This is a genomic window from Azoarcus sp. TTM-91, assembly GCF_012911025.1.
Taxonomy (GTDB): domain Bacteria; phylum Pseudomonadota; class Gammaproteobacteria; order Burkholderiales; family Rhodocyclaceae; genus Azoarcus.
Window position 1 is genome coordinate 1 of the sequence record NZ_WUEI01000041.1, and the last position, 23,859, is coordinate 23,859.

The following is a 23,859-nucleotide window of genomic DNA, read 5'->3' on the forward strand; positions in this document are numbered from 1 at the left end:
CCGGGCACAGCTTGCGCACCAGGCGCTGCGCCAGCACGCCGAGCAGCGAGGACGACAGCAGGAAGGGCTCCACGCCCATGTCGGTCATCCGGGTCACCGCCGAGATCGCATCGTTGGTATGCAGCGAGGCCAGCACGCCGTGGCCGGTGAGCGAGGCCTGCACCGCGATCTGGGCGGTCTCCAGGTCGCGGATCTCGCCGATCATGATGTTGTCCGGGTCCTGCCGCAGCGCGGCGCGCAGGGCGGCGCCGAAGCTCATGCCGATGCGGCTGTGCACCGGGATCTGGTTGATGCCCGGCAGGTCGTATTCCACCGGGTCCTCGACGGTGAGGATGTTGCTGGTGTCGCGGTCGAGCTGGCCGAGGGCGGCGTACAGCGTGGTGGTCTTGCCGCTGCCGGTGGGGCCGGTGACCAGCACGATGCCGTGGGGCTGGCGTATCAGCCGGGTCAGCTCGTCCAGGGTGTCCGGCGCCAGGCCGAGGCGCTCCAGCCGCAGGCGGCCGGCGTCCTTCTCCAGCAGGCGCAGCACCGCGCGTTCGCCATGCACCGTGGGCACGGTGGATACCCGCAGGTCGATGGCGCGCCCGCCCACCCGCAGGGCGATGCGGCCATCCTGCGGCGTGCGTTTCTCGGCGATGTCCAGCTGCGACATGATCTTGATGCGGGAGATCAGCGCCGCGTGCAGGCCCTTGCGCGGGCTGACGACGTCGCGCAGCGTGCCATCCACCCGGTAGCGCACCACCGAGTGGCTCTCGAAGGCTTCGAAATGCACATCGCTGGCGCCATCGCGCGCGGCCTGCGCCAGCAGGGCGTTGATCATGCGGATCACCGGCGCATCGTCCTGCGCGTCCAGCAGGTCGGTCACCGCCGGCATGTCGTGCATCAGGCGCTCCAGGTCCACCTCGCTCTCGGCGGCGCCCACCACTTCGGCGGCGCCGCCGCTCTCCGCCTGCAGGCTGTCGAGCAGCGCATCCATCTCGGCTTCGCCGATCTCGCGCCAGCGGCGCAGGCCGGTGCGGCGGGCCGCCTCGGCCACCGCCCAGCCCGGCGTGCGGGCGGTGCACAGCAGGCAGGGCTCACCGTCGGCGGCCTCATCCCGGCCGAGCGCGATCCGCTGCGCCCGCGCCCAGGGTGCTGGCAGGGCGGGCGGGGTTTCCGCCACCGCGGGGTCGCGCACATTCATGCGGACACCTCAGCGAGGCGCTGCGGCAGCCGCGGCCGGAAGCTCATGGCGACACCACCAGTTCCGGCGCGTAGCCCAGCTCGCGCAGCAGGGCGACCGCGGTGTCCACCGCCTGGGCGTCATGCGGCACATCCACCCTTACCGCATGGCCACGGCCTCCCGGGCCGGTCACCACGTAGGCTTGCAGGCCGCTGATGCGCACCCGGCGGACGATGGCCAGCGCCTCGTCCTCGGCGGCCGTTTCGGCAATCTGCAGCACACTGCGCCGCGCCTCGGCGCCGGCATATAGCGCAGCCGGATCGCCGGCCGCCGGGTCGCCGGCGACCGGCGACACCGCGGCGGCGATGTTCTCCACCCCCGCCTCCGCGCGCGCCGGCCGCTCGCGCGCCTGGGCCGAAGACTGGGTGGCCGGCGGCGGCTGCTCCCGGGTGCGCGCCCATTCCGCCGGGCGCAGGTCCAGCCCGCTCCTGCCATTGGCCAGCGGCACATCCGCCGGCGGCAGGATGGGCGCGCCCAGCTCGCGGAGCAACGCATGGGCGGCCGGCTGGGCGTGGCTCTGCTGGCGGCGCATGAAGTTGTAGCGGTCCAGCGTGAGCCCGCGGCCGGCGTGGGCATCCCGGATCACGTAGGGGCGCAGGAAGACCATCAGATTGGTCTTCACCCGCTGGCGCTGGTCATGGCGGAACAGCCCGCCCAGCACCGGCAGGGAGCCGAGCACCGGTACCTCGCTGGTGCCGGTGCTGACGCTGTCCTCCATCAGCCCGCCCAGCACCATGATCTGGCCGTCGTCCAGCAGCACGCTGGTATCCAGCGCGCGCTTGTTGGTGACGATGCCGGCGGCGTCCGAGCTCTGCTCGTCGATGCTGGACACCTCCTGGTAGATATCCAGCTTGACCGTGCCACCCTCCGATATCTGCGGCCGGATGTTGAGCTTCAGCCCGATGTCTTCCCGCTCTATGGTCTGGAAGGGATTGTTGCTGCCGCTGCTGCCGCTGGTGACGTACTGGCCGCTGACGAAAGGCACCGTCTTGCCGACCATGATGGAGGCCGGCTCGTTGTCCAGGGTAAGGATGTTGGGGGTGGACAGGATGTTGGCGCCGCCCTTGCTCTGCAGCGCCCGCGCCAGCATCTTGAGGTTGAGGATCTCGCCGACGCCGGGCAGGTTCACCCTGCCATCCACGATGCCGAGGTTGAGGCCGTCCGGCAGCAGGTCCAGGGTGCTGGAGGCGGTCAGGTTGAGGCCGCTGCCGCCGGCGATGTTGCCGCCGAAGAAGCGCTTGCCGCCGGCCATCCACTGGATGCCCAGCTCGGCGACGTCGCTTTCGGTCACCTCCACGATCAGGCTTTCCACCAGCACCTGGGCGCGGCGCTGGTCGAGCAGGTCGATCACCCGGCGCAGGCTGCGGTACATCGGCTCCGGCGCGGCGATGATCAGGGTGTTGGTGGTCGCGTCCGCCTGCACCGTCACCCCGCCGGCGGAGAAGGTGGAGGCGCTGCCGCCGCTGGCCTGCGCGCGGCCGCCGGCGGCGCTGCGCACCGAGACCGTCGCCGCGCTGCCGCCGCTGGCCGATGAGGTGGAGCTTGTGGTGCTCGTGGTGCTGCTGCGGCTGGAGGCCGTGTTGCCGCCGCTCTCCAGCATGCCGCCGGCGCCCAGCGCCGCCCGCACCGGGTCACCGCCGGACTGGGCGCTTTCGGCGGATTCGCCGGTGAGCAGGCCGCGCAGCACGCCGGCCAGGTAGGCCGCCTGGGCATTGCGCAGATAGACCACATGCAGATTGCCGGGATCGCTCTGCACCTCGTCGAGCTTGAGGATCAGCTCCCGCGCGAGGCTGGTGCGCGCCGGACTGCTGGAGCGGATGAGCACGCTGTTGGAGCGCGGATCGGCAACCACGCCGATATCCCGTCGCGCCTTCTCGCCGCCGCCTTCCAGCAGCTCCGCCGCCAGCGCGGCGATGTCCACCGCCACGCCGTTGCGCAGCTTCACCACCTCGGTATCCAGCGAGGTAGGCGTGTCTATGCTCTCGATGATGCGGGCGATGCGGTCGAGGTTGTCCACATAGTCGGTGATCACCAGGGTGTTGTTGGCGGCATAGGCGACGATGGCGTTCTCCGGCGCGATCATCGGCTTGAGCACCGGCACCATGGCCTCGGCGTTCTCGTAGGCCAGCCTGTAGGTACGGGTGGCCATGCCGCCGCCCGCACCCGCGCCGTTCACCGTGCCGCCGTGCAGCCGGGCATCCGCCGCCGGCAGCACGCGGCTGACCTCGCCCACATCGACGATGGCGTAGCCGCGCATGCGCAGCGCGCCGGCCAGCATGCCGTAGGCGGTGTCGGCGGAGACCTCCCCCTCGGAGACCAGGGTGAGCTGGCCCTTCACCCGCGGATCGACGAGGAAGTTGCGGCCGAGGAACCGCGCCAGCGCGGAGATCACCGCCGGAATGTCGGCATCGACGAAATTCAGCGTCGCCTTCTCCGCCTGGCCCTGGCCCGGCGGGTTCGCGGCGGCGGCCGGCGTGGCCGTGCGGGCTGGCGCGGCCGGCCGCGGCGTCAGCGCTTCCACCTCGCCGGCGCGGGCCGCCGTTGTCACCCCGGCTGTCACCCCGGCGGCCGCCTCCGTTTCCGCTGGCGCGGTGGCGGCCGCCGCTGGCACATAGTTGCCCTGGCGGAACAGGGCATCTTCCCGCGCGGTGGTGCTGCAGCCGGCCACCGCCGCCATGCAGCCCACGCAAGCACCCAGGCGAGTCAGCCTCTTCATGCCGCGGCGCAACTTCATCCTTCCTCCTTGGTCGTCCGCGCCGGGCGCAGACTCACGGTTCCCAGCACCACGCCTTGGCCACCTCCAGCCTCGCCGCCGCGCAGGGCGAGGCCGGCGATCTCCAGCCCCAGCGCCGTCGGTGCATCCAGCAGCCAGGGCATGAGGCGGGCGGCCGGCAGGCCGGTGCTCAGTTCGAACTGGACGCCATCCGCCTGCGCCCCATCGATGAAGCGGTAGCTGCCGGCAAAGCCGGCGTGGTCCAGCGCCGCGCCCAGGCGATCGGCGAGGGCAAGCCCCTTCTCCGTCGGCGCCGCCGCCGCGCCGGCGCCGTTCAGCACCGTCTCCAGCGCCTGGGCCTGGGAGCGCAGCTTGGGCAGCTCCGCCTCCCAGTAACTCAGCGAGGCCAGCGCCGGACGCACGCCCAGCAACCAGAGCAGCGCCAGGGCGAGCGCCGCCAGCCCCAGCGTCAGTTGCATCCGCTCCCGTGGCACCAGGGCTTGCCATGCGCCCCGCAGCCGGGCGGCATGGCGCAGGATTCCGCCGGCAAGCGGCTGGCTGGCGGTAGCTGGCTTTTGTCCGTTCATGGCGTCTGTGCAGCCGCGGCTGTGTCAGCCTGCCGATAGGTCAGGCGCAGGCCCTTGCCCGCCGCCTCTTCCACGATTTCCACGCCCTGCTCCAGCGCCTGCGCCTGCAGGGCGGGCAGTGCGTCCCGCAACGCGCTGGCGGCCCGCCGCCACTCGATGTGCAGGGTCTGTTCATCCGCGGAGAAGCGCAGGCCGGTGACCTCCCCGGCCAGCGGCAACAGGGCGGCGACCTGCGCCAGCCCGGCGAAACCGCCCGCCCCGGCGCCGCCGGCCTGCTGCCGCTGCCTGGCCTGCTGCAAGGGGTTGAGTACCACCTGGATATCCGGGAAAGCCGCCCTGAGCCGGGCGCTCATGTGCCGCTTCAGCGCCTGCCCTTCCGCCTCCAGCCGGCCGACATGAAGGTTGAGACCGAGCGACCACAGCGCCAGCGCGGCAACTCCCCAGCCGGAGACGGCCCGCCGCCAGGAGGAGGCGCGGCCGTCCCCGGCGGCCGGCATCGGCAGGCTGATGCGCCAGGACGCGCCCGACCAGGCGAGCGCATCCTCGTCAGCCTGCGTCGTGCCGGTTTCCAGCGTAAGCCAGCGCGGCGCCTGGCCAGCGGGAAGCAAGGCGGCCAGGCGCTCGGCCGACGCCTCGCCCGGCCCGCTGGCCACCTGTCCACCCAGCGCCTGCAGCAGACCGCTGTTGCGCCCGCTACGTAGCCACAGCCAGCCATCGGCCTCGCAGGCGGAAGCGCTGCCCTCCGACCAGGGCAGGAAGGCCGGCGGCGGGAACAAGGCATGCGGAGCCAGGCCATGGCGGCGCAACTGGGCGAGCACGGCGCGCAGCGTGGGTGCTTCCGCCCAGGCCGCCGTGAGCCGGCCATCCTCGCCGCGCGGGCCGAAGCCGATCGCCAGCGATTCCACCGGCGCCAGCGCCAGCGTCTCCAGCGCCCCGCCGACCGCCGCCCGCAGGCGGCCCCGCGACAGGGGCGGCAGGCTCAGCTCGGCCAGCGAGACGTCCAGCGGATGCAGGCAGGCCTCCACCCGGCGGGCGTGGTAGCGCTCGCCCAGCTCAGCCAGGCTGCCGGGCGCGCCGCAGTGCCAGTGGCCGTTCTTGCCGCGCCAGGCGCAGCGCAGCCTTCCTTCGCACAGTTCCGCCGCCGGCGGCAAGGCCAGGCGCAGCAGTTCCACCTTCATGCGCCCTCCCGCAGCCACAGCACCCGCGGCAAGGATTGCTTGTCGTCATGGACCAGCGCCCTCAGCACCATCCTGGTCCGCCCGGCTTCCACCGCCGCGGCGAACTGGAACCAACGGCTGTTCACGCCCAGGCGCAGCTGGCTGGTGTCCAGCTCCGGCATCTGCAGGCGGTGGGCGAAATCGCCCTGGCTGAGAAACCACTGGCCGCGGTCGCGCGCCAGCAGCAGCGCCTGCGCCCGCTCCAGCGGCAGGCCGGGCACCAGCGCGGCGATCACTTCCGCCGGGGCGGTGTTGGCATTCACCCAGGTCTGCTGCGGCAGCATGGTGATGTAGGGCTTGAGACGCACGAGGCTGGCGGGAGCAACGCCCGGTACGGCCAGCAGATCCTCCACCACCCTCGGCCTGAGCCCGGCCGGGGGGCCTGCTGGCGCGGCATCGCCTTCCTCTCCCCGCCGCCCAACCGGCGGTGCCTCGCCGGGCGTTCCGCCCAGGGCCAGCACCATCCAGCGGGAAATGAGCGCCGCCTGCTCCGCCTCGACGCCGAGCAACTCGCACAGGCGGCTGAACGCGGCCAGTTCGGTGGCGACCGGAGCGCCCTGCACGACCAGGTTGCGCAGATTGAATTTGCCCTGCTCATCGATGAGTTCGGATGAGATCCGGGCCGGCATGCCGGCCAGTTGTCCGGCCGGACGGCCGAGCACCGGCTGGCTCCAGGCGCCGCCGGCGCGGGTGAGCACATCCCGCCTCGCCTCGTCGCGCAGCAGCAGTTGCGCCCGGCCGACTTCGCCGCGCAGCAGCCAGCGGGCCTGGGCGCGGATCTGCTCGCCGTGCAGGCTGCGGATGACCATCGCCTGGCGGCCGAGCAGGCTGGCGGCCAGCACCGCGATCACCGCGACAATCAGCAGCACCGCGATGACTGCCATGCCCTGCTGCCTGACGAGGCGCTGCAAGACAGCGGTTCGATGGCGGAGCATGGCGCGCACCTAGAGATCCCAGGAGCCGATGTCGGCGTTGGCCTTCTCGCCGCCCGGCTCGCCGTCCGCCCCCAGCGAGAAGACGTCGATCTCGCCATTGGTGCCGGGGTTGAGGTACTGGTAGGCCTTGCCCCAGGGATCGTTGGGCAGGCGTTCCAGGTAGGGCCGCCAGTTGCCCGGCACCTTGCCGCTCGCCGGCTTCTCCACCAGGGCGCGCAGGCCCTGGGTGCCGCTGGGATAGGCGCCATTGTCCAGTCGGTAGAGCTTGAGCGCCTGCATGATGGCGGCGACATCCTGGCGCGCGGCGGTGGCCCGCGCCTGGTCCGGCCGCTCCATCAGGCTGGGCACCACCAGCGCGGCCAGCACGCCCATGATCACCAGCACCACCATGATCTCGATCAGGGTGAATCCCCTGGCGCTCCGGTGTGACCGGATGTCGCGCTCCGGAAGCTCCGCGGCCATACCCATTCTCCCGAACAAACGATGGACCGGGCCATGCTGACAGAAGCGAATGTCATTCCTGTTGAGCGAACTCGGGAGGATTTCCCTTGCCGGAAAACGCCTTTCGCATAGGTCGTGGACGAGCGGAAACCGCGTGCCGGTGCGCGGCACGCGGGCAGTTCCGGCGGCAGCGCGTTCAGGCCGCCTGGCGCTCTTCCGCCAGGTTCACCCGGCAGCGCATACCGGAGTCCGCCGGCGCGGCCCCACCCGACCGCGGCCGCGCCGTGTAGTGGGCGCAGTGGCGCAGGGCCTGGCCCAGGATGGCGTCCAGCGTGCGCACCGATACCCGGTACCAGGCGGCGGCCTCCTGGCGGGAGCAGTCCTCCACCCGCAGCGCGAGCAGGATGGCGCGGTGGCGCCGGGGCAGGCCGTGCAGCGCCCGCTCCATCGCCGCCAGTTCGGAGCGCGCCTCCACCGTTTGCTCCGGGCCGGGCGCGCTGTCCGCCAGCTGTTCCAGGTCGGCCTCCTCCAGCGCCGCGCCCGGCCGCGCATCGCGGTCGCGCAGGCGCTCCATCGCCACATTGCTGGCCGCCCGGTAGACATAGGCTTCCGGGCAGCGGATGGCCGCGGTCGTCATGTCGCCCAGGCGCAGCCAGGTTTCATGCAGGCACTCGCTGGCCAGGTCGGCGCAGCCGAAACGGCGGGCGAGGCGCCGCTGCAGCTCGCGGTAGTTCGCGGCAAGGTAGGCGCGCAAGCCGGCGCCTTCCGGCAAGGCGCCTGCTCCGGCACGGACATCGATTTCCATCGAGGCGGTTTCCATGGCGATGGGGTACAAGGGCAGAGAACAGCGGGCGGGCCTGGATGCATGCGAGGCCCGCCCCAGGCCGGGAGATGCGCGCTTCAGTCCGACTCCAGCAGCAGGCTGCGGCGCTCGGCATCGGTGAGCCGGGAAAGCAGCGCCGGATCGAAGCGCTGGCCGTGGCCGAGCACCTGCACCGGGCTGCCGCTGTCGTAGCCGCCGGCCGCCGCGCCGCGCAGTGCCGGCGCCGGTGCTTCGGCGCCACCTTCCGCCGGCGCGGCCTCGTTGCCGAAGCCGATCACCCGCACGGTGAAGATGGAGGGCAGCGCCTGCCGGGTCACCACCCGTTCCCGCTGCATCACCTCCTGCGCGCTGCTGGCCGCCGAACTGGCGGCGGCGCTGGCGTTGCTGAGGGCGGAGACATTCACCGCCGCCGCCATCGGGATGCCGGCCGCCTCGCCCTTGACGTCGATGTTGGCGGCGTTGAGTACCTGCATGGCCGCCAGATTGACGCTGCCCGACACCCGGATGCCGGCCTCGCCGGCATCGATGGTGCCCAGCGGCGCGATCAGGTCGACATCGCCGGCCGGCACCTCGGCGATCGGCGCCAGGGTGGCGATGCCGGCGCCGGTGCTGGGCACGTCGGAGGACAGGCTGACGTTGCCCCAGTTGTCGTACACCCGGCGCGGCGGGGTGAACACCACGGTGGTCTTGGCGCCGCGTCCGGCGTTGATGTCGCCTTCCGCCGACCAGCCGAGGATGTCGCCGCCGAAGGTGGTCATGACGCGGCTCTGGCCGAGCAGGATGCTGTCGCGCGCATAGAGCTGGATGTCGCCCTGCCCCTGGGTGATGAGGCCGGCGCTGGCCGGCGGCGCCGCGCCTTCCACGCCGTAGGTCTGACCGCCGCCGGGGGTGAGCACCTGGATGCTGCCGCCGAAGTCGGTATGCACGCCGGCGCCGCCGTAGATCAACAGGTCGCCCTGGTAGCTGCTGTCCTCGCGCTCGGGGAAGAGCGCGGCGATGGCCTGGCGGCCGCGCAGATAGCTGCCGGGGCGCGGGCCGTCAGCGTCGTTGTATTCCCGCCCGCCGGCGCGCAGTTCGGCGAAATAGACCAGGCGGGCGAAGATGGCCTGGCGCTCGGGCGCGAGGGTGGCAAAGTAGCTCCGCGCGCCTTCCACGCTGCCGGAGTAGCCCTCGTTCTCCTTCAGCCATTCCACCAGATCATCCTCGTAGACCTTGGCCACCTTGCCTTCCTGCTCCGCCAGCGGCACGCCGGTGGCGGCCAGGCTGGCCTTGTCGAGGTAGCGCGCGAGGAAGCCGGCGTAGTCCGCGCCCTGGGCGCCCAGCCCCGCCAGCAGCGCGATGTCGGCGCCGGCGCGGCGGTCGCCCGGCACGACCGCGCCTATGCTGGTGATGCTGGCGACATCGTTCTGCACGATGTTGCGCCCGGCCGACATTTCCAGCGTGCCCGGGCCGGCGATGTCGAAGTTGGCGTAGAGGATGTCGCGGCCGGCGGAAACCACCGAAACGTCACCGGCGTCGCCGTGGACGATGAGGTTGCCGGAGATCGCTGGACCGTAGCCGGGGTCGGAGCGGATCACCTCCCAGGGCAGCTGCACGCCGTCGGCATCGGCCCGCATGCCGCTGCCGACGATGTCCCGGCCGGCGCGCAAGGCCACCGGGCCGGCGCCGATGTAGTCGGTCTGGCCGGCGCGCAGCGACACCACATCGTAGGTCGCGGTCAGGCCGGTACGCAGACCGACGATGTCGCCCGCCACCGCGTAGAAACGGGCGGTTTCCAGCTCGGTCAGTCCGGCGCTCCCGCCGGTGGTATTGGCGCCGAAGGTCAGCAGCGGGAAGCTGTTCGGCGCCACGTAGGGCCCCGCCTCATCCACATTGGTCGAAATCAGCACGCCGGCGGCGTTGTAGAGGGCGTGGGCCGGCTGCCATAGGCTGGCCATGGCGGACTGCTCCGCGCCTGAGCGGCTGATGGAGAAGCCGCCGGCATAGATCGAGTCGGCGGCCAGCACCTGCAGGCTGCCGCTGGTCGAAGGGGCGAGCAGCATATGGGTGTAGAGCACCGCTGAACTGCCGGTGACCGGCTGGTTCAGGTAGGCCGCCGAGGCGCCGTAGTAGATGCTGCCGCTGCTCGCCACCGCGCTGAAGCGGGATGGCGCCATGTACCAGCCGCCGCTGGGGGCGAAGTCCCAGTTGCTGTCCACCGTGCGCACGCTCTCGCCAAGACGGGTGTCGAGCGCGAGATTGCCGCCGGCGGACAACAGATTGACCGCGGTCGCCGGCGACCACAGGCTGAACCAGCCAAGGCCCAGCCCGCCGGCCACGTCTTGGTAGTTGCCGGTGTGGACGCGGCCGGCATCCGCGGTACCGCCGAACACCAGGTCGCCCCGGCTGCTGATGCTGGCGCTGGCATCGCCCTCCACCAGCATCAGACCGCCAGTGGCGGACGTCATGCTGGAACCGTAGGGATCGGCGATGCGGGTGTCGGTCGGATCCTTCTCGCCGCTGCGGCCGCCGTAGATCAGTTCCATCGTGCCTATGCTGCCGGCTTCCATGGCGATGGCCCCGCGCAGGTTCACCACCGCGCCATACAGCTCATGCGCCTGGGCGGTGCTGCCGTTGTTGTTGCGCACGCGGGATTCCGCATGGGCATTCCAGCCGCCGCCGATGCGGATGTCGAGATCACCGCCGCCGCTCAGCACCAGGCTGCCGTCCTCCAGCACCCGGCCGCTGCTGCCCACCACCAGCACCACGCCCTGGCTGCGCGCGCTGCCGGCGGTGCCGCTGGTCACCGTGGTGCTGCGCAGGTCTACGATGCCGGCGTCGCCGCCCACCCGTATCGTGGCGTTGCCGCCGCCCAGGGTGCCGAAGCCGGTGAAGCCGGTCTGCGCCGGCCAGCCGTCGAGGCTGGAGGTGGTAGCAAGCAGGGGGTCGTAGGCATAGGTGCCGAAGTTGATCCACCAGGCCGTCGGCAGGCTCTCGCCGCCCTGGCGCCACAGCCAGTTGCCGACGCTGGAGCTGGCCTTGGCGAGCTGGCCGGCACCCCAGGAGTCGCCGGTAAGGTTCCCCTCCACCGCGATCCACAGGTTGCCGCCGCCATCCGGGTACCAGGCCTGGTAGAGACTGCTGCCATCCACCAGCGCCTCGTAGGCGGCGGCACGGTCGCCGGCGGCGCTGCCGAGCACCGTGCCGGAAGCCGCCTTGCCCCTGCCCTGGTCGTAGAGTGCATCCAGCGCCGGATCGCCCAGGCTGGTCTGGCTGCCGGCGGTATAGACGCCGTAGGGCGATTGCATGGACAGCGAACCCCCGGCCGTGAGATCGAGGTCGCCGGTGCCGGTGCGCAACACGCTGAGCGCCGGCGCCTTGCCGCTGACGCCGGCGAGAACGTCGCCCTGCGGCGCGGTGACCACGCACAGGCTGGGATCGACATCGCACCAGAACAGGTCGCCCACATCCACCACACTGCCCGCCGGATAGCCCATCCAGTTGCCATCGGCCCAGGTCACCGTCGGCTGGGGAGCCTGTTCGGCGCACAGGCTGGGATCGACATCGCACCAGAACAGGTCGGCCTCGCTCACCGGATCGCCCGCCGGATAGCCCATCCAGTTGCCATCGGCCCACACGATGATGCTGGCGCTGGTGTATTCGTAGCCCAGGCCGTAATGGCTGTCGGCCAGGATCATGTTGCCGGCGCCCGGACGCACCTGGCGGCGGTCGGCGGCGGCGGTGTCGGCGCCGGCCACCAGGCGCAGGCTCCAGGATTGCGAGCCCTCCGGCAGCATGCTGGCCAGCGCCCAGTTGCGCGCCTGCCGGCCATTGCTGTCCACCGGCCGCAAGGAGACCTGCAGCGCATCGTCGACCAGTTTGACCTTGGTGCCGGTCGGGATGACGGCGCCGACCGGCAGCGTCAGCAGGCCCTGCTGCGTCATCGCCACCGGCAGGGCGACGCCCTTGGGCCAGTTCAGGCTGGCCAGCGTCAGCGCGACCGGCAGGCGAGTGCCCGCCCCCAGCCGCGCCCCGGCCGGCAGCGTCAGCCCGCCGGCCGCGACCGCGGTGCCGGCCGCCAGCAGGGTGCTGCCATCGGCGGCCAGCACATTGGCGCCGAGCACGGTGCCGGCGGGCAGCTGCCAGGCGCTGCCCAGCGTCACCGTCTGCGGCAGCGTGGTGCCGGCCGGCAGGGTGACGTTGGCGGCGGTGATGGCGTAGTTGAGCGTCTTGCCCGCCGGGTACACCGTGCCGGCGGCCAGTTGCACGCCGGAGACCGGCACCAGCACGTCGCCATCGAAGGGCTGCACGCCGGGCAGCAGCACCCAGCCGGCGTCGTCCGGCGTCGTCGGCGGCGGCGCGAAGCCGTCGTTGATGCTGCCGTAGATGGAGAGATCGCCGCCGGCGCGGATCGCCAGCGCGCCGACCTCGCCGGAGCCATAGGTGGAAGTGCGCGCCGTCGCCGGATTGAGGCTGGCGTAGCGGTAGCCGGAGAGGTCGAGATCGCCCTGCACCACCAGATCGCCGTCGGCGGTGGCGCTGACGATTTCCACCGCCGGCCGCAGGTGCAGGGCCGAGGCGTAGGCCGCCGTGTTCAGGCCGGCGAGCTTCACGTCCAGCAGGTTGGCGTTTTGCAGCGCGGCGTTCATGAACAGTTCGGCCTCGGCATGCTTGCCGTCCAGGTAGGCCTGGTCGATCACCTGGTAGGGCAGGCCGCTGGCCGCGGTTCCGCTGCCATAGGCGGCGTCGGCGTAGATCTGCCGGCCATAGACTGCAATGCTGCGTGCGCCCTGGATGTCGATGTTGCCGCCGGCGTCGATGGCGATGTCGCCGTAGTGGGCGGCATCCGCCGCGGTGGTGCTGCCGTCGCTGCCCAGGCGGGCGGCGTAGAGCTCCAGGGTGCCGCGGTTCTGGCCGTCGCCGGTGCCGTGGCGCAGGTCGATGCGCACGCCCTCGCCCAGGCTGAGCAGGCCCTGGCCGGCATCCAGTTCGACGATGGCGCGGTTGGGGCTGTCGATGATCTCGCCATAGCTGTCCACCCGCAGTGTGCTGCCGTGGGCATCCAGCACCGCGCCAGCGGCCAGGGTCAGGCCATCGCGGGCGGCCAGGCGGATGCTGCCCACCCGCTCGCCGCTCGCATCCACCGTGCCGGCCACCGTCAGGCTGCCGCGGTCCACCGACACGGTGATCTCGCCGGCGCGCAGCTCGCTGCCTATGGTGAGGTCGCCCTGCTTGAGCTGGAAGCTGCGGGCGCCGGACCAGTCGCCCTCGTTCAGCCGACGGTTGAGTTCGGCGAAGTTGTCGCTGAGGCTGCCGTCGCCGCCGAGGTGCTGGGCATGGATCTCGATTTCGCCGGCGCGGAAGGGCAGCTCGGTGCCGCCGGCATCGTAGCGGCCGCTGGCGGTGGCGAGCAGGCTGCCCTGCAGGTCCACCGTGCCGGCGGCCTCGCCGGTGGCGCGAACGACCAGGCTGCCGGCGCTGTTGTTGAGCGCCGAGAGATCGATGAGCGAACCGGCCGCCTGGCGGATGTCGCCGGCCGTGCTGTGCAGGATGAGGTCGCCGCCCCAACCGTAGCTGGTGGTGTCGAACATCTCGGTCTTGCGGCCGGCCAGATCCAGCACCGAGCCATCCTCCAGCAGGATGTCGCCCTCCGCTTCCAGCGTGAGCTTGCCGCTGGGCAGCGCCACCCGGGTATCGACGCGCACGCGCTGCCCGCTCAGCGCCAGCTCGGCGCCGGAGCCGATGCCGGCCTCCGTGCCGCTGACCACCTGCCCATCCAGCCCCTGCAGTACCAGCTCGCCGCCCGCGCGCAGGCTGTTCACCGAGCCGTCGCCGCCGGTGACCAACGGCGTGCTGACGATGAGATTGCCGCCGCTGTAGTGGTAGCCCTCGCCCGCCACATAGCCATCCAGGCGCTGATACACCGCCAGCCTGCCGCTGTGGTTGGCGGTGAGGCGCTGGGCGGCGTTCAGCTGCACTTCGCCGAAACCCAGCACCAGCCTGTCATCACTGTCGATGCCGTTGGGCTGGGCCTGTGGCCCGTAGCCGAACTCGATCACATCCGCGTCGATGCGCAGCGTACCGGCACCACTGCCGCGCCCGCCGCTCACCGGCGCCGGCGCACCGCCCGGCAGCCCGACCCAGGTCAGCGTGCCGGTGGAGATGCTGGCGGTCTGGTCCGCGGCGCCGTAGCCGTAGATGGCCGGCGCCGACAGCACCAGGTTGTCCAGCACGGAGAGGCCGGTGGCGGCATCCCGGGTGTCCAGCGCGACGTCGCCGAAGAAGTTGATGGACTCGGCAGCGGTCAGCACCAGGCGCTCCAGCGCCGGGGCGCCGTAAGCCTGATCGCCTTGCAGCAAGCGGTCGAGCACGCTCTGGTTCAGGCTCATGCCGGCGGTGAGCGCGCCCCTGGCCGCGGCGGCGGCCAGTTCCTCCGCCGAGCCGGCATTCACGCTGCCCACCGCCAGCACCAGGTTGCGGGTGCCGTAGCGGACCTGGTCGCCGAGTTCGAAATCGCCCTGGGCAGCGGCCAGCAGCGTGCCTTCCGAATACAGCTCGCTCACCTGCCCCGCCTGCCCGCAGACGGCCGACGCGGGGCAGGCGCCGAGGTAGATGCTGCCGCTGCCCCCCTCGGCGCCCAGCACATTGAGCCAGCCATTGGAGAGGGCGAGCACGTTCGCGCTGCGCGGGCGATAGACATAGCCGTCGGTGGAGTCGTAAGCCGCCTCGCCGGCGCCCAGGGTGTTGATGCCGGCGCCGGCTTCCACCGTGATGTCGCCCGTGGCCACCAGGAAGACCTCCGGTGCGCTCAGTAACGCACCCTCGCGCAGCACCACGCCGCTCGCCTGGGTGGTGAAGTCCAGGTAGTTGCCTTCGTTGTTTCCATTGGCGGTGACTGCCGGCGTGGCGATGCTGCCGCCCAGCACCAGCCTGGGCGCACCGATGGCGGCCAGATCGTCGGCGTGCAAGGTGATGCCGCTGAAGCCGGCGGTGGCCGGCGCATCCGCGGCCACGACCTCCATCGCGGTGGCGGTGAAGCCATTCACCGTCACCGCGGCGGAACCGCCGTAGCCGCCTGCTGCCGCGCTGAAATCGGCGTTGCCGGAGAAGTTCAGCGTGGTCGCCGGTGAAGGCGTCAAGCCGAGGATGAGCGACTTGCCATCGGCCGGGAGAATGCCGCGGGGCACGCTGTCCAGGGCGGCCTGCTGGATGATGAAGTCGGCGTAGCTGGTTTCGTTGTACTGGGAATAGGTGCGCAGCACAGCGGCTGGCGTCAGGATCAGCGCCTGGGCCAGTTGGTCCCGGAAGACGGTGTTGGCGGTGGCCAGCGTGCCGGCGGCGGCATAGGAGCCGTTGCGCATGGCTTGCGGCTGCATGCCGGCCGTCACCGTAGCGCCGCCGTTGAGCTCGACGCGGTAGGCGCCGGGCAGCAGGGCATAGTCGGAAGGCAGCAGCGTATAGGTGCCGGCAGGCAGGCCGGGCACGCCAACGGGAATGGTGATCTGCTGGCCGATCAGCGGGTCGATCGCGCCACTGCCGGCCGCGGCCGGCGCATAGCTGGAGGTGTAGCCGGGGACGATGGCGTAGACCGGGTTGCTCGCCAGCCCCGGCAGGCTGAAGCTGCCGTCGGCGTTCATGCGCACCAGCGGATTCAGGCGGGCATCGGTGGAGCCGCCACGGCCGGCAATGAAGCCAGCGCCCAGCAGCTCGCCACCGCCGGAAAGGTCCAGCATCGCGCCCTCGGCCACGTCCAGCACCTGCCCCACCAGGCTGATGCGCCCTTCCAGGCTGCTGCCCAGGCCGTGCTGCGCGATCTCCTCGCCGAGGTAGCTGTAGCTCACCCCATCGGCCGTACCGCCATAGGGCAATACCAGGCCGGCCGCGCTCACCGAGGTGACGCTGCCAGGCAGTAGTGCCACCTCAACGGTGCTCTCGTTGTTGTACAGGGTTCCAAGCGTCAGGGTGCCCAAAGGCGCCCTGAGTACCCCGCCCTGCTCGATCTCGGCGGCACCCAGCGTGAGGTTGCCGAATACGGAATAGGGCAGCGCCGGCAGCGCCGCCTCATCGTCGGCGCGCGAGATGACGATACGGCTGCCGTCCCGGTATGGGTTCTGGCCCGAAGGACCGGCAAGCCCCGCCATCACCCGGGCCTGCACGCCGGTTGCGGGATAGACCTGCGCGGCGCGCAGGAAGATGTCGCCGGCGCTCATCAGCTCGGCGTCGTAGATGCTGCCCAGGGCGGCGCCGGGCACGAAGCGGATGTCGCCCTGGCTGTTCAGCGCCAGACTGGCGAAGCCGGCCCGCTCCACCGCGACCGAACTGTTGTCGGCGCTGGTGAGCACGGCACTAAGACCGGCGGTGACGCTGCCCCGGATGTCGATCAGATCGGCGGACACGCTCAGGCTGGCGGTGGACGCCAGGGTGCTCGCACCACCGTACAACGAAGGCCGCACATAGCTGTCCCCGGCGGCGGCAACGTCCCCTAGCCCGCCAAGCAGCAGATAGGGTGCGGACAGGGACACCGCCATCGCCGGCTGCGCGCCCTCCGCCACCACCAGCGCGCCGGAATGGATGCGCAGTTCGCCGCTCATGGCGAGATCGAGATTGCCAGCGAAGGCCACCGTGCCATTGCTGTAGAGCGCCAGCGTGGAGAAGCCGCCGGCCTGGACCTGGTCCACCCCCAGCCGGGCATGGCCGTATTCCAGCACGGATGCATCCTCCGCCTGTTTGTTCTGCTCCAGCAGCAACTCCCTGGGCACCAGCATGGCGTCGGCCGCCGGGCGCAGATAGCTGGGCGCCTCCAGCGAGACCGCAAGCCGGCCGCCGCTGGCCCCTTCCCCGCCGGCCGCCGCGCGCAGGCTGCCGTCGAGGTAGATGCCTGCGGACGAGGCGATGTCTATGCTGCCGCCGGCCGAGTACAGGGTGAGCGGACCGCTGCCGGCAATATCGAAGCGGGCCTGCCCGCCGGAGGCGTCCACCACCGCGCCCGCGTTGATCACGACGAAGGCGTCGGACGCGGTGGCGCGGCTTTCCGACTCCAGCAGCTGGCCGCCGATGACAATGCTGCCGCCATCGCCGAGCAGGCCATAGGCCCGGCCCTGGCTGTCGTAGGCCACATGGGCGGCGGCGGAAGCGTCCAGCACCGCCTGCCCGCCGAGCTGGATGCTGCGCGTGTGCGGCGTGCTCTGGGCGACGCTGGCGCTGTTGGCATCCGACACGGTGTTCATCGCGCCGGTGAGCGCGATGCTGCCGCCCTGTGCCCGGAGCGTTCCTTCCACCGTGAGTTGGCCGCGGGCAGACAGGGCGATGGCCTCGCCCGGGTCCACCTGCAGCAGCGCGCCGCGGCCGATGATGAGATCGCCACCATCGCCCACGCTGCTCAAATCCTCCGGCAGCCCCGCGGCCAGGGACAGGCTGGCGCCGGCGCGCTGGGTGGTCTTGCGCGTCAGCGCATCGTCCTCGTACAGCAGCGGCGTCCACAGGCTGAGCAGGCCCTCCAGCGCACCGACCGCCGGCAAGGCACTGGCGCGCAGCACCGGGCGCAGCGCTTCCAGCACCACCTCGTCCGCCACCACCAGCCCGTTGTGGCCGCGGACCGCGTAGGCAGCGAAACCGCTCTGGAACAGCCCGGTGTCCAGCGTGGTGGTGAGCGCGACCTGGAGGTCGCGGGCCAGGGTGGCGCCGGCGGCGATGCGGGAGCCGGCGGCGAAGCTGAGGTCTTGCGTTGCCGTCGTTCCGGCTTGCAGTACAGCCTGCATCGCGGATTTCAAGGGATTGAGCGGCAGGCCGTTCGGGAACACGTTGGAAGGAAGAGACCAGCCGGCGCTGTATGCGCCATAGATACGCAGGTCGGTCAACACTGTGCCGGCCGGAATCGTCGGCGGCCCGTTCATCCAGTTTTCGTAGGATTTCCAGTTCTTGCCCGTGGAGTCGGTGATGTTCACCGAGACATCGCCAAACTGCTCCGGCAAGGTCCAGTCGGCTGCCAGGGTCACGGTGGTGCCGTACCAGGCCTGGCGTACGACCACATCCTGCGTGCCGGGCAGGCTCATGCCCACGCCCAGGGTATAGGTGGAATAGCTGTAATCCAGCGGCAGGATTTCGCCGGCGCGGACGATGAAGTCCTCGGCGGCGATCAGCTCCACCGGCACCGACTCGCCCGCCACCAGCAGGCCCTCGGTTTCCAGCAGCTTGCCGCCGACCGAGATGGCGCTGGCGGATTCGATGTCCAGCACGCCGGCGCCGTTGACGCCATAGCCGCGCAACTTGCCGTCCAGGGTCAGCACCGCGCTTGCGGGCCCCTGCTCCAGACCGGCGCCCAGCGTCACCGAGCCGCCGCGGCCGCCGCTGATGCTGCCATCGGCCTGGATGACCGCGCCGGCAGAGACATCCACCAGGCTATCCGCCTCCAGCGTCAGGTCATGGGTGGAACGCAGGCTGACGCTGCCGCCGTCGCGGTAGGCCAGCATCGCCAGCGGCGCGCCGGCTTCGCGCAGGTCGGCGCTCAGGCCGCTGGCGTCCAGGGTGACACCCTCGTGCAGGTGCACGCCGCCGCTGACTCCGGCAGGCACGGCGATGACGACATCGTCCACCGGGCTGCCGCTGGTGGCGGTGTTCGGCTGGCTGAGCACGTTGCCGGCGTGGATGCTGCCGCTGCGCGCGGTGAGCCCGGCCGCCAGATCCACCTCCGGCGCGTAAAGCACGATCTCGCCGCCAGCCGCGACCTCCAGCCCGGCGTTCACCGCGACGCTCTCCTTCGCCGCGATGCGCACCGCGCCCAGGCCGGCAGCGCTCAGGCTGTCGCTGGCCAGCAGCAGGCGGCCTTCGCGCGCTGTTGCCACCGCGTCATCGAGTGCGATGCCGTCGGCGAGCGCTTCGGCCACGCCTAGCTCCACGACGTCCGCCACCGCGCTCAGCGCGTGGCGCAGCAGCCCCTGGTCGGCGTCGTAGATCGGCAGATAGTTGCCGACGATGAGTTGCCCCGCGCGCGCCACCGCCGTCTGCGACTGGTAATAGCCATCCAGCCCGGCCTGGGCCGCACTGGTCTGCGCCAAGCCCTGGTAGACGTCGCCGCGGATGTCGCCTTCGAGCACCGCGCTGCGGGTGGCGACCACCAGCTTGCCGGCGTCGCGGCCCACGGTGTAGCCGTTCTCCAGCCGCGACTTCGGCGCGATCAGCGGGTTGTAGTAGTAGTCGGTCACCCCCCAGCGCTCGCTGCTGTCTTCGTAGCCGCGGTAGAGGCCGGTGTAGCGCACATCGGCCGGCGCGCGGGAAACCTCGTAGAGCACGCCGTCGGCGCCCTTGAGCCAGCTCATGTTGATGAGGCCGGTGGCCACGTCCAGCGTGCCACCGGAGAGGTTCACCTCCGAGCCGGCGCGGGTCACCAGATCGCCGCCGGTGACGGTGACGGTGCCGCCCTGCGCCATCCATTCGCCCACGGTGTGGCCGCTGGTGGCGAGATAGCCGCTGACCTCCAGCAGGCCGCCGGCGGTGTACCAGCGGTCGCTGTCATAGCCGTTGGTGCCGGCCGGCACGTAGATCAGGCTGCGCCTGTCCACCCAGACCTCGGTGCTGTTGAGGCTGCCGGCCTCCCGGTTCACTGGCGAGTCGCGCTGCTCGTTGCCCTGGATGTCCACCACCAGGTTGTTGGAGGCCATGGAGACCTGCACGCCGACGGCGCCGGAAACGTCGATACGCGCGCCGTCCTCGACCAGGCTGCGGCTGGCTGCGGTGAGCGCCACCTGCCCGCCGGTGGCCAGGGTCAGCGAGTCGCCGAGGAAGGCGGCGGTGCCACCGCTGACGATCTCGATGCGCGACAGGTCGCCCCGGTCGGCAACGGTGCCGAGGTTGTCGAAGTTACCGGTGGCCAGCGGATTCACCGTGCCGTCGAGCGCTTCAAGGGCGGCGTCGCGCTGGCTGTCGAGCGCGGTGGTGGCCGAGGCTTCCAGCAGCACGGCGGTGGTGCTGCCCTCGCCCAGGGTGACGCTGCCGCTGGCATCGCTCAGCCGGGTGGACAGGTGGATGCTGCCGCGCGCGGCGGTGGAGGTGGTGGCGACCAGCACGCCGTCCTGCACCACTTCATGGCCGGTCAGGGTGATGTCGCCGGTGCTGGCGGTGATCAGGCCGGTGTTGAGCACCCGCCCGGCGGCGCTGCCAGTTGCCCGCAAGGTGGAGACTTCGTTGCCGCGGGTGGTGGAGGCGGCGTTGCCGTCGGTGCCGACGCCTTTGCGGATGTAGAAGCTGTCGCCGGCAGCCAGCACCGTCTGCCCGCCGGGGGTGGTGATCTGGCCGGCATTGGCGACCTCCGCGCCCAGCAGCAGCACATAGCCGCCGCCGCTGGTGGCCGAGCTTGCGGCATGGGTGCTCAGCTGCGCCCCCGCCTGCACCTCTATCGCGCCCAGGGCGTCGTAGAAGCTGGTCTGGCTGCCATTGCCATCGACATAGAGGCCGCCGCCGCTGAACTGGCTGTCGGTGATCCTGGCGGCGGCAGCCACCAGGTTGCGCACATCGACCTGGCTGCCGCCGGAGAAGATGACGCCGTTGCGGTTGATGATCATCACCGTGCCGTCGGCTTCGATCCGCCCCAGGATCTGGCTGGGGCGGGCGAGCGGATCGTTCACCCGGTTGAGCACCGCCCAGCCGCCGTCCTGAACGAAATCCACCGTGGTGTTGCTGCCGACGTTGAAGGTTTCCCAGTTGAGGATGGCCTTGTCGGCGGTCTGCTGGATGGTGACCGTGGTCCTGCCGTCGGCCACCGTCTGCACCGGCGCCTGGGCGTTGAGCCAGCCGGCGGTGAGGCTGTTGCTGTCCACCTTCAGGCCGCCCTCGGTCAGACCGTCGGCGACCGCGGCATTGCCCAGCGCCGCCCGCCGGGCGGCGGCCTGCGCGCTCTGCTGCATGGCGATGGCCTGGGCCGCCAGGCCCAGGTTCTCGATGGAGCGCCCCAGCTGCTCGCTGGCCTGGTTCTTCTGCGCCTGGGGGCTGGTGAGGGTGGAAGCGCGCTGGCCATTGGGCAGCAGGCCGGTCGCTGCCGCCTGGCTCTGCATCGCGCCTTTGGCAGCGAACCAGGCGCTGCTGAAGGCCTGCTGGGCACAGGCTGGCCCGGCGAGCGCACCCGCCGCCAGCCCCAGCGCCAGGGCCCGCGCCAGCGGCGCCATCCTGACGGAAGCGTGCTGCCGCCCCCTCCCCTGCCCATGCCAACCGCTGCCCACGCGTGCGCTCATTGATCGTTCCCGCAGATGTCCGTATCGATATCGAGTGGCCGCCGCACTGGCGACGGCCCTGTCCAGATCGCGGCCGCTGGGGCGGCGAAGCCCCAGCGGCAGGTCGCGATTCCCCTAGACGGATACCGACTCGTGAATCCCCGGAGAAAATATGCCGAAGGACAGACGCGGGCCGTCTCCCCCCACCCGACGGCGCATGCCGCCGGATCAGGGCGCGGGCCGCGGCCTCAGCTCAGCAGCAGCAGGCCGCCGGGCAAGGCCCGCGCGCTGAGACCAAAGGAGTGCTGCAGCTGCAGCAGCGCCTTGTCGAGTTCGGCGAGCTTGAAGCGGGCGCTGAGGGTCTTGCCGCGCGGCACGCTGTCCATCAGCACCACCCGGCCCGGCCGGTAGCGGTTGATCTCGGCCACCACCATGTCGAGGGAAGCCTGGCGGAACACCATCTCGCCCCGCCGCCAGGCCAGCGCGTCCATCGGGTCTATGGCGGCGATGCTGCTGATGGACTGCTGGTTGTAGACCGTCTGCTGCGCGGCCTGCAGCACCCGCTTGCCGGCAGGATGGGTGACCAGGATTTCGCCCTCCACGCAGGTGACGCAGCTGCGGCCCGCCAGGTGGCGCACTTCGAAACGCCCGGCCTCAGTGGTCACCCGCCCTACGCCGGCGGTAACGCCGAAAAGCCGCCGGGAGGCGGGCACCTCCACCATCGTCTCGCCATCCAGCAGTTCCAGCCCGGCCATGCCGTCCTGCGCCGCCAGCCGCCGGACGCGGGTGCGGGTGTTCAGGTAGGCGCTGGCCTCGCCTTCCAGCGCGACGGCCAGCTGTTCGCCGGCGGCAGTGCGGTAGTCCGCGCCCCAGCCATCCAGCCCCGGCAGCAGGCCCGGCGCCACGTAGGCGGCCACGCCGGCGGCCGCGCTCATCCCGACCAAGGCGCCGAGGAAGGCGCGGCGCGTCGTGGGCCCGGTGCGCAAGGTTCTACGGTGATAGCCGGCGACTCCGGCATCTTCGCGCAGCATCTGCCCCAGGGCCGGTTTCAGCAGCGCCCATTGCGCCCTGGCTTCGGCGAAGGCGGCACGGTGGCGCGGATCGGCCTCGCACCAGTGGCGGAACCGTTCCGCGTCCGCACGGGTGGCGGTGCCCGAGGTCAGCTTGCGTACCCAGGCCAGCGCCTGTTCGCGCAGCGGTTCGAGTTCAGCGTCGGCTTGGTCGGTGGGCTGGATCATCGTCCTGTTCCTGCAACACTGGAAAAACGGCCACGGCAGGCGCCGGGCCATATCCCAAGACGATTGCCGGAGGGCAAATCCCCCAGCCGCATCATTGCGCTTCCCCGTTGCGCCGGCTCAGGCGGGCGGCGCACAGCGCCTGCGCCGCCTTCAGCTCATGCTCCACGACGCGGACGGAGACGCCGAGGTGATGGGCAACGTCCTTGTGCGCCCAGCCTTCCCAGCGCACCAGGATCAGGATCTCCCGCCGCCGCGGCGGCATGCGGGACAGGATGTCCTGCAGCTCCCGCAGCTGGGCCCTGTCCTCAGCCACCTTCGCCGGGCCGGGCGCCGGGTCCGGCACCATCTCCATCAGGGCATCCACTTCGTCGGAGGACATCAGCATGTGACCCTCGGCGCGCTTGACGTCTATCGCCAGGTTGACCGCCATGCGGGTCAGGTAGGCCTGGGGGTTCTTCACCGGCCCGGCGATGTTGGCCGCCTCCAGGCGCAGCCAGGTTTCATGCAGCGCGTCGCCGGCCAGGTCCGGGCTGCCCAGCTTGAGCGCCAGGCTGTGGCGTATGCGTTCGTAGCGCTGCACCAGGATGCCACGCAGCAGGCTGAGCATGTCTTCCGCCATGTTCAGGACACGGGAGCGAAGCTGTCGCGTGGGTCGGTTGCCGCCTTGCTCATTCGCTCACTCCTCGTCTGTCGATAGGGATGGGTGGTTGTTCGTCGCCTGTCCGCCGTGCCGCATCGGCGTCCGCCAGGCAGGCGCCGGCCGGACCGGCCGCGCCGGGCAGCAGCGCCAGCGTGAGCGGCTGCGGCAAGCCCGGTGGCGGCGGCGCCATCCGCAGGGCTTTCAGGCTGCCGCGGATGGCCGCGTCCCTGCGCTCATCGCCGGTGGACGAGATCAGCTCGACCCCATCCAGCAGCCCCGAAGGCCGGACGCTGAAGCGGACGATGGCCCGGTAGGCGCCGGGCACGCTGAGCGGATCCCTGCACAAAGCCCGCCAGACCTGCACCTGCAAGGCGGCGTCGTAGTCGCGGCGGCCGGCGGCGACCGGACTTGCCGCCCGGTTGCCTGCCTCCCGCCTCAGCACGAAGGCCTCGCCCTGCGGCCCGCCCACATCGTCGGCAAGCAGCCCGGTATTCCTCAGCAGGGCCTGCAAGGCGTCCCTGGGCGTGTAGCGTCCATGCACCGGCACCGAAACCAGCCCGGCGACCAGCTCATCGATGAACACCACCGACTGTCCGGAAACCACTGCATAGGATTTCAGCGCGGCCGCCAGCGGCTGGGCCGGCAGATCGAAGTCGATCGCCCTCGCCTGCGGCGACACCAGCGGCGGCGGCTCCTCCGCCCCCGCCGGGCTGGCGCCGGCAAGCCCGAGGACGAGCGGGAAGAAGCACGTCCACAGCCGTGAAAGGCCAGCCGCTTCTCCCCAGGCAATCGCCACCGCCCTCTCCCACCGCCTCGCTTCCACCGTCCTCCCGCCCTGCGGCCACCAGCCCGCCGGGGCGTG

At 71.3% G+C, this 23,859-nt stretch carries 11 protein-coding genes; all 11 read right to left on the bottom strand.

Annotated features, from left to right (window positions below; genetic code table 11):
* Positions 1-1,183 (bottom strand): ATPase, T2SS/T4P/T4SS family (locus GRF61_RS12795; RefSeq protein WP_169151038.1); only part of this gene is annotated, 1,183 nt, incomplete at its 3' end.
* A 43-nt stretch (positions 1,184-1,226) separates the two neighbouring features.
* Positions 1,227-3,956 (bottom strand): type II secretion system secretin GspD, encoded by a 2,730-nt coding sequence (gspD, locus tag GRF61_RS12800; RefSeq protein WP_211165931.1) that lies wholly within the window; start codon positions 3,954-3,956, stop codon positions 1,227-1,229.
* Positions 3,953-4,522, bottom strand: coding sequence for a type II secretion system protein GspM (gene gspM / locus GRF61_RS12805; RefSeq protein ID WP_169151039.1), 570 nt, complete (start codon positions 4,520-4,522; stop codon positions 3,953-3,955). The genes gspD and gspM overlap by 4 nt, the downstream gene beginning before the upstream one ends.
* On the bottom strand, positions 4,519-5,700 hold the full coding sequence (gspL, locus tag GRF61_RS12810) for a type II secretion system protein GspL (RefSeq protein WP_169151040.1): 1,182 nt from the start codon (positions 5,698-5,700) through the stop codon (positions 4,519-4,521). The genes gspM and gspL overlap by 4 nt, the downstream gene beginning before the upstream one ends.
* Positions 5,697-6,674, bottom strand: a complete 978-nt coding sequence (gene gspK / locus GRF61_RS12815; RefSeq protein WP_169151041.1) for a type II secretion system minor pseudopilin GspK — start codon at positions 6,672-6,674, stop codon at positions 5,697-5,699. The genes gspL and gspK overlap by 4 nt, the downstream gene beginning before the upstream one ends.
* A 9-nt stretch (positions 6,675-6,683) precedes the next feature.
* On the bottom strand, positions 6,684-7,136 hold the full coding sequence (gene gspG / locus GRF61_RS12820) for a type II secretion system major pseudopilin GspG (RefSeq protein WP_169151042.1): 453 nt from the start codon (positions 7,134-7,136) through the stop codon (positions 6,684-6,686).
* Positions 7,137-7,311: 175 nt separating this feature from the next.
* Positions 7,312-7,920: an RNA polymerase sigma factor gene (locus tag GRF61_RS12825; RefSeq protein WP_169151043.1), complete on the bottom strand. Its 609-nt coding sequence runs from the start codon at positions 7,918-7,920 to the stop codon at positions 7,312-7,314.
* 95 nt (positions 7,921-8,015) lie between these two features.
* Positions 8,016-21,140 carry a filamentous haemagglutinin family protein gene (locus GRF61_RS12830; protein ID WP_169151044.1) on the bottom strand — a complete coding sequence of 4,375 codons (13,125 nt, stop codon included), beginning with the start codon at positions 21,138-21,140 and terminating at the stop codon, positions 8,016-8,018.
* Positions 21,141-21,367: 227 nt separating this feature from the next.
* Positions 21,368-22,357, bottom strand: coding sequence for a FecR domain-containing protein (locus GRF61_RS12835; RefSeq protein WP_169151045.1), 990 nt, complete (start codon positions 22,355-22,357; stop codon positions 21,368-21,370).
* 91 nt (positions 22,358-22,448) lie between these two features.
* Entirely contained in the window at positions 22,449-22,964 is a 516-nt protein-coding gene (locus tag GRF61_RS12840; protein WP_211165932.1) for a sigma-70 family RNA polymerase sigma factor, read from the bottom strand.
* A 61-nt stretch (positions 22,965-23,025) separates the two neighbouring features.
* Entirely contained in the window at positions 23,026-23,793 is a 768-nt protein-coding gene (locus tag GRF61_RS12845) for an STN domain-containing protein (RefSeq protein ID WP_169151047.1), read from the bottom strand.
* Positions 23,794-23,859: the final 66 nt, after the last annotated feature.

Coding starts and splice junctions, on each gene's coding strand:
- gspL (WP_169151040.1), bottom strand. CDS start 5,700: ATGAAGGTGGAACTGCTGCGCCTGGCCTTGCCGCCGGCGGCGGAACTG.
- gspM (WP_169151039.1), bottom strand. CDS start 4,522: ATGAACGGACAAAAGCCAGCTACCGCCAGCCAGCCGCTTGCCGGCGGA.
- GRF61_RS12835 (WP_169151045.1), bottom strand. CDS start 22,357: ATGATCCAGCCCACCGACCAAGCCGACGCTGAACTCGAACCGCTGCGC.
- GRF61_RS12840 (WP_211165932.1), bottom strand. CDS start 22,964: ATGCTCAGCCTGCTGCGTGGCATCCTGGTGCAGCGCTACGAACGCATA.
- gspK (WP_169151041.1), bottom strand. CDS start 6,674: ATGCTCCGCCATCGAACCGCTGTCTTGCAGCGCCTCGTCAGGCAGCAG.
- gspG (WP_169151042.1), bottom strand. CDS start 7,136: ATGGCCGCGGAGCTTCCGGAGCGCGACATCCGGTCACACCGGAGCGCC.
- GRF61_RS12825 (WP_169151043.1), bottom strand. CDS start 7,920: ATGGAAATCGATGTCCGTGCCGGAGCAGGCGCCTTGCCGGAAGGCGCC.
- gspD (WP_211165931.1), bottom strand. CDS start 3,956: ATGAAGTTGCGCCGCGGCATGAAGAGGCTGACTCGCCTGGGTGCTTGC.
- GRF61_RS12830 (WP_169151044.1), bottom strand. CDS start 21,140: ATGAGCGCACGCGTGGGCAGCGGTTGGCATGGGCAGGGGAGGGGGCGG.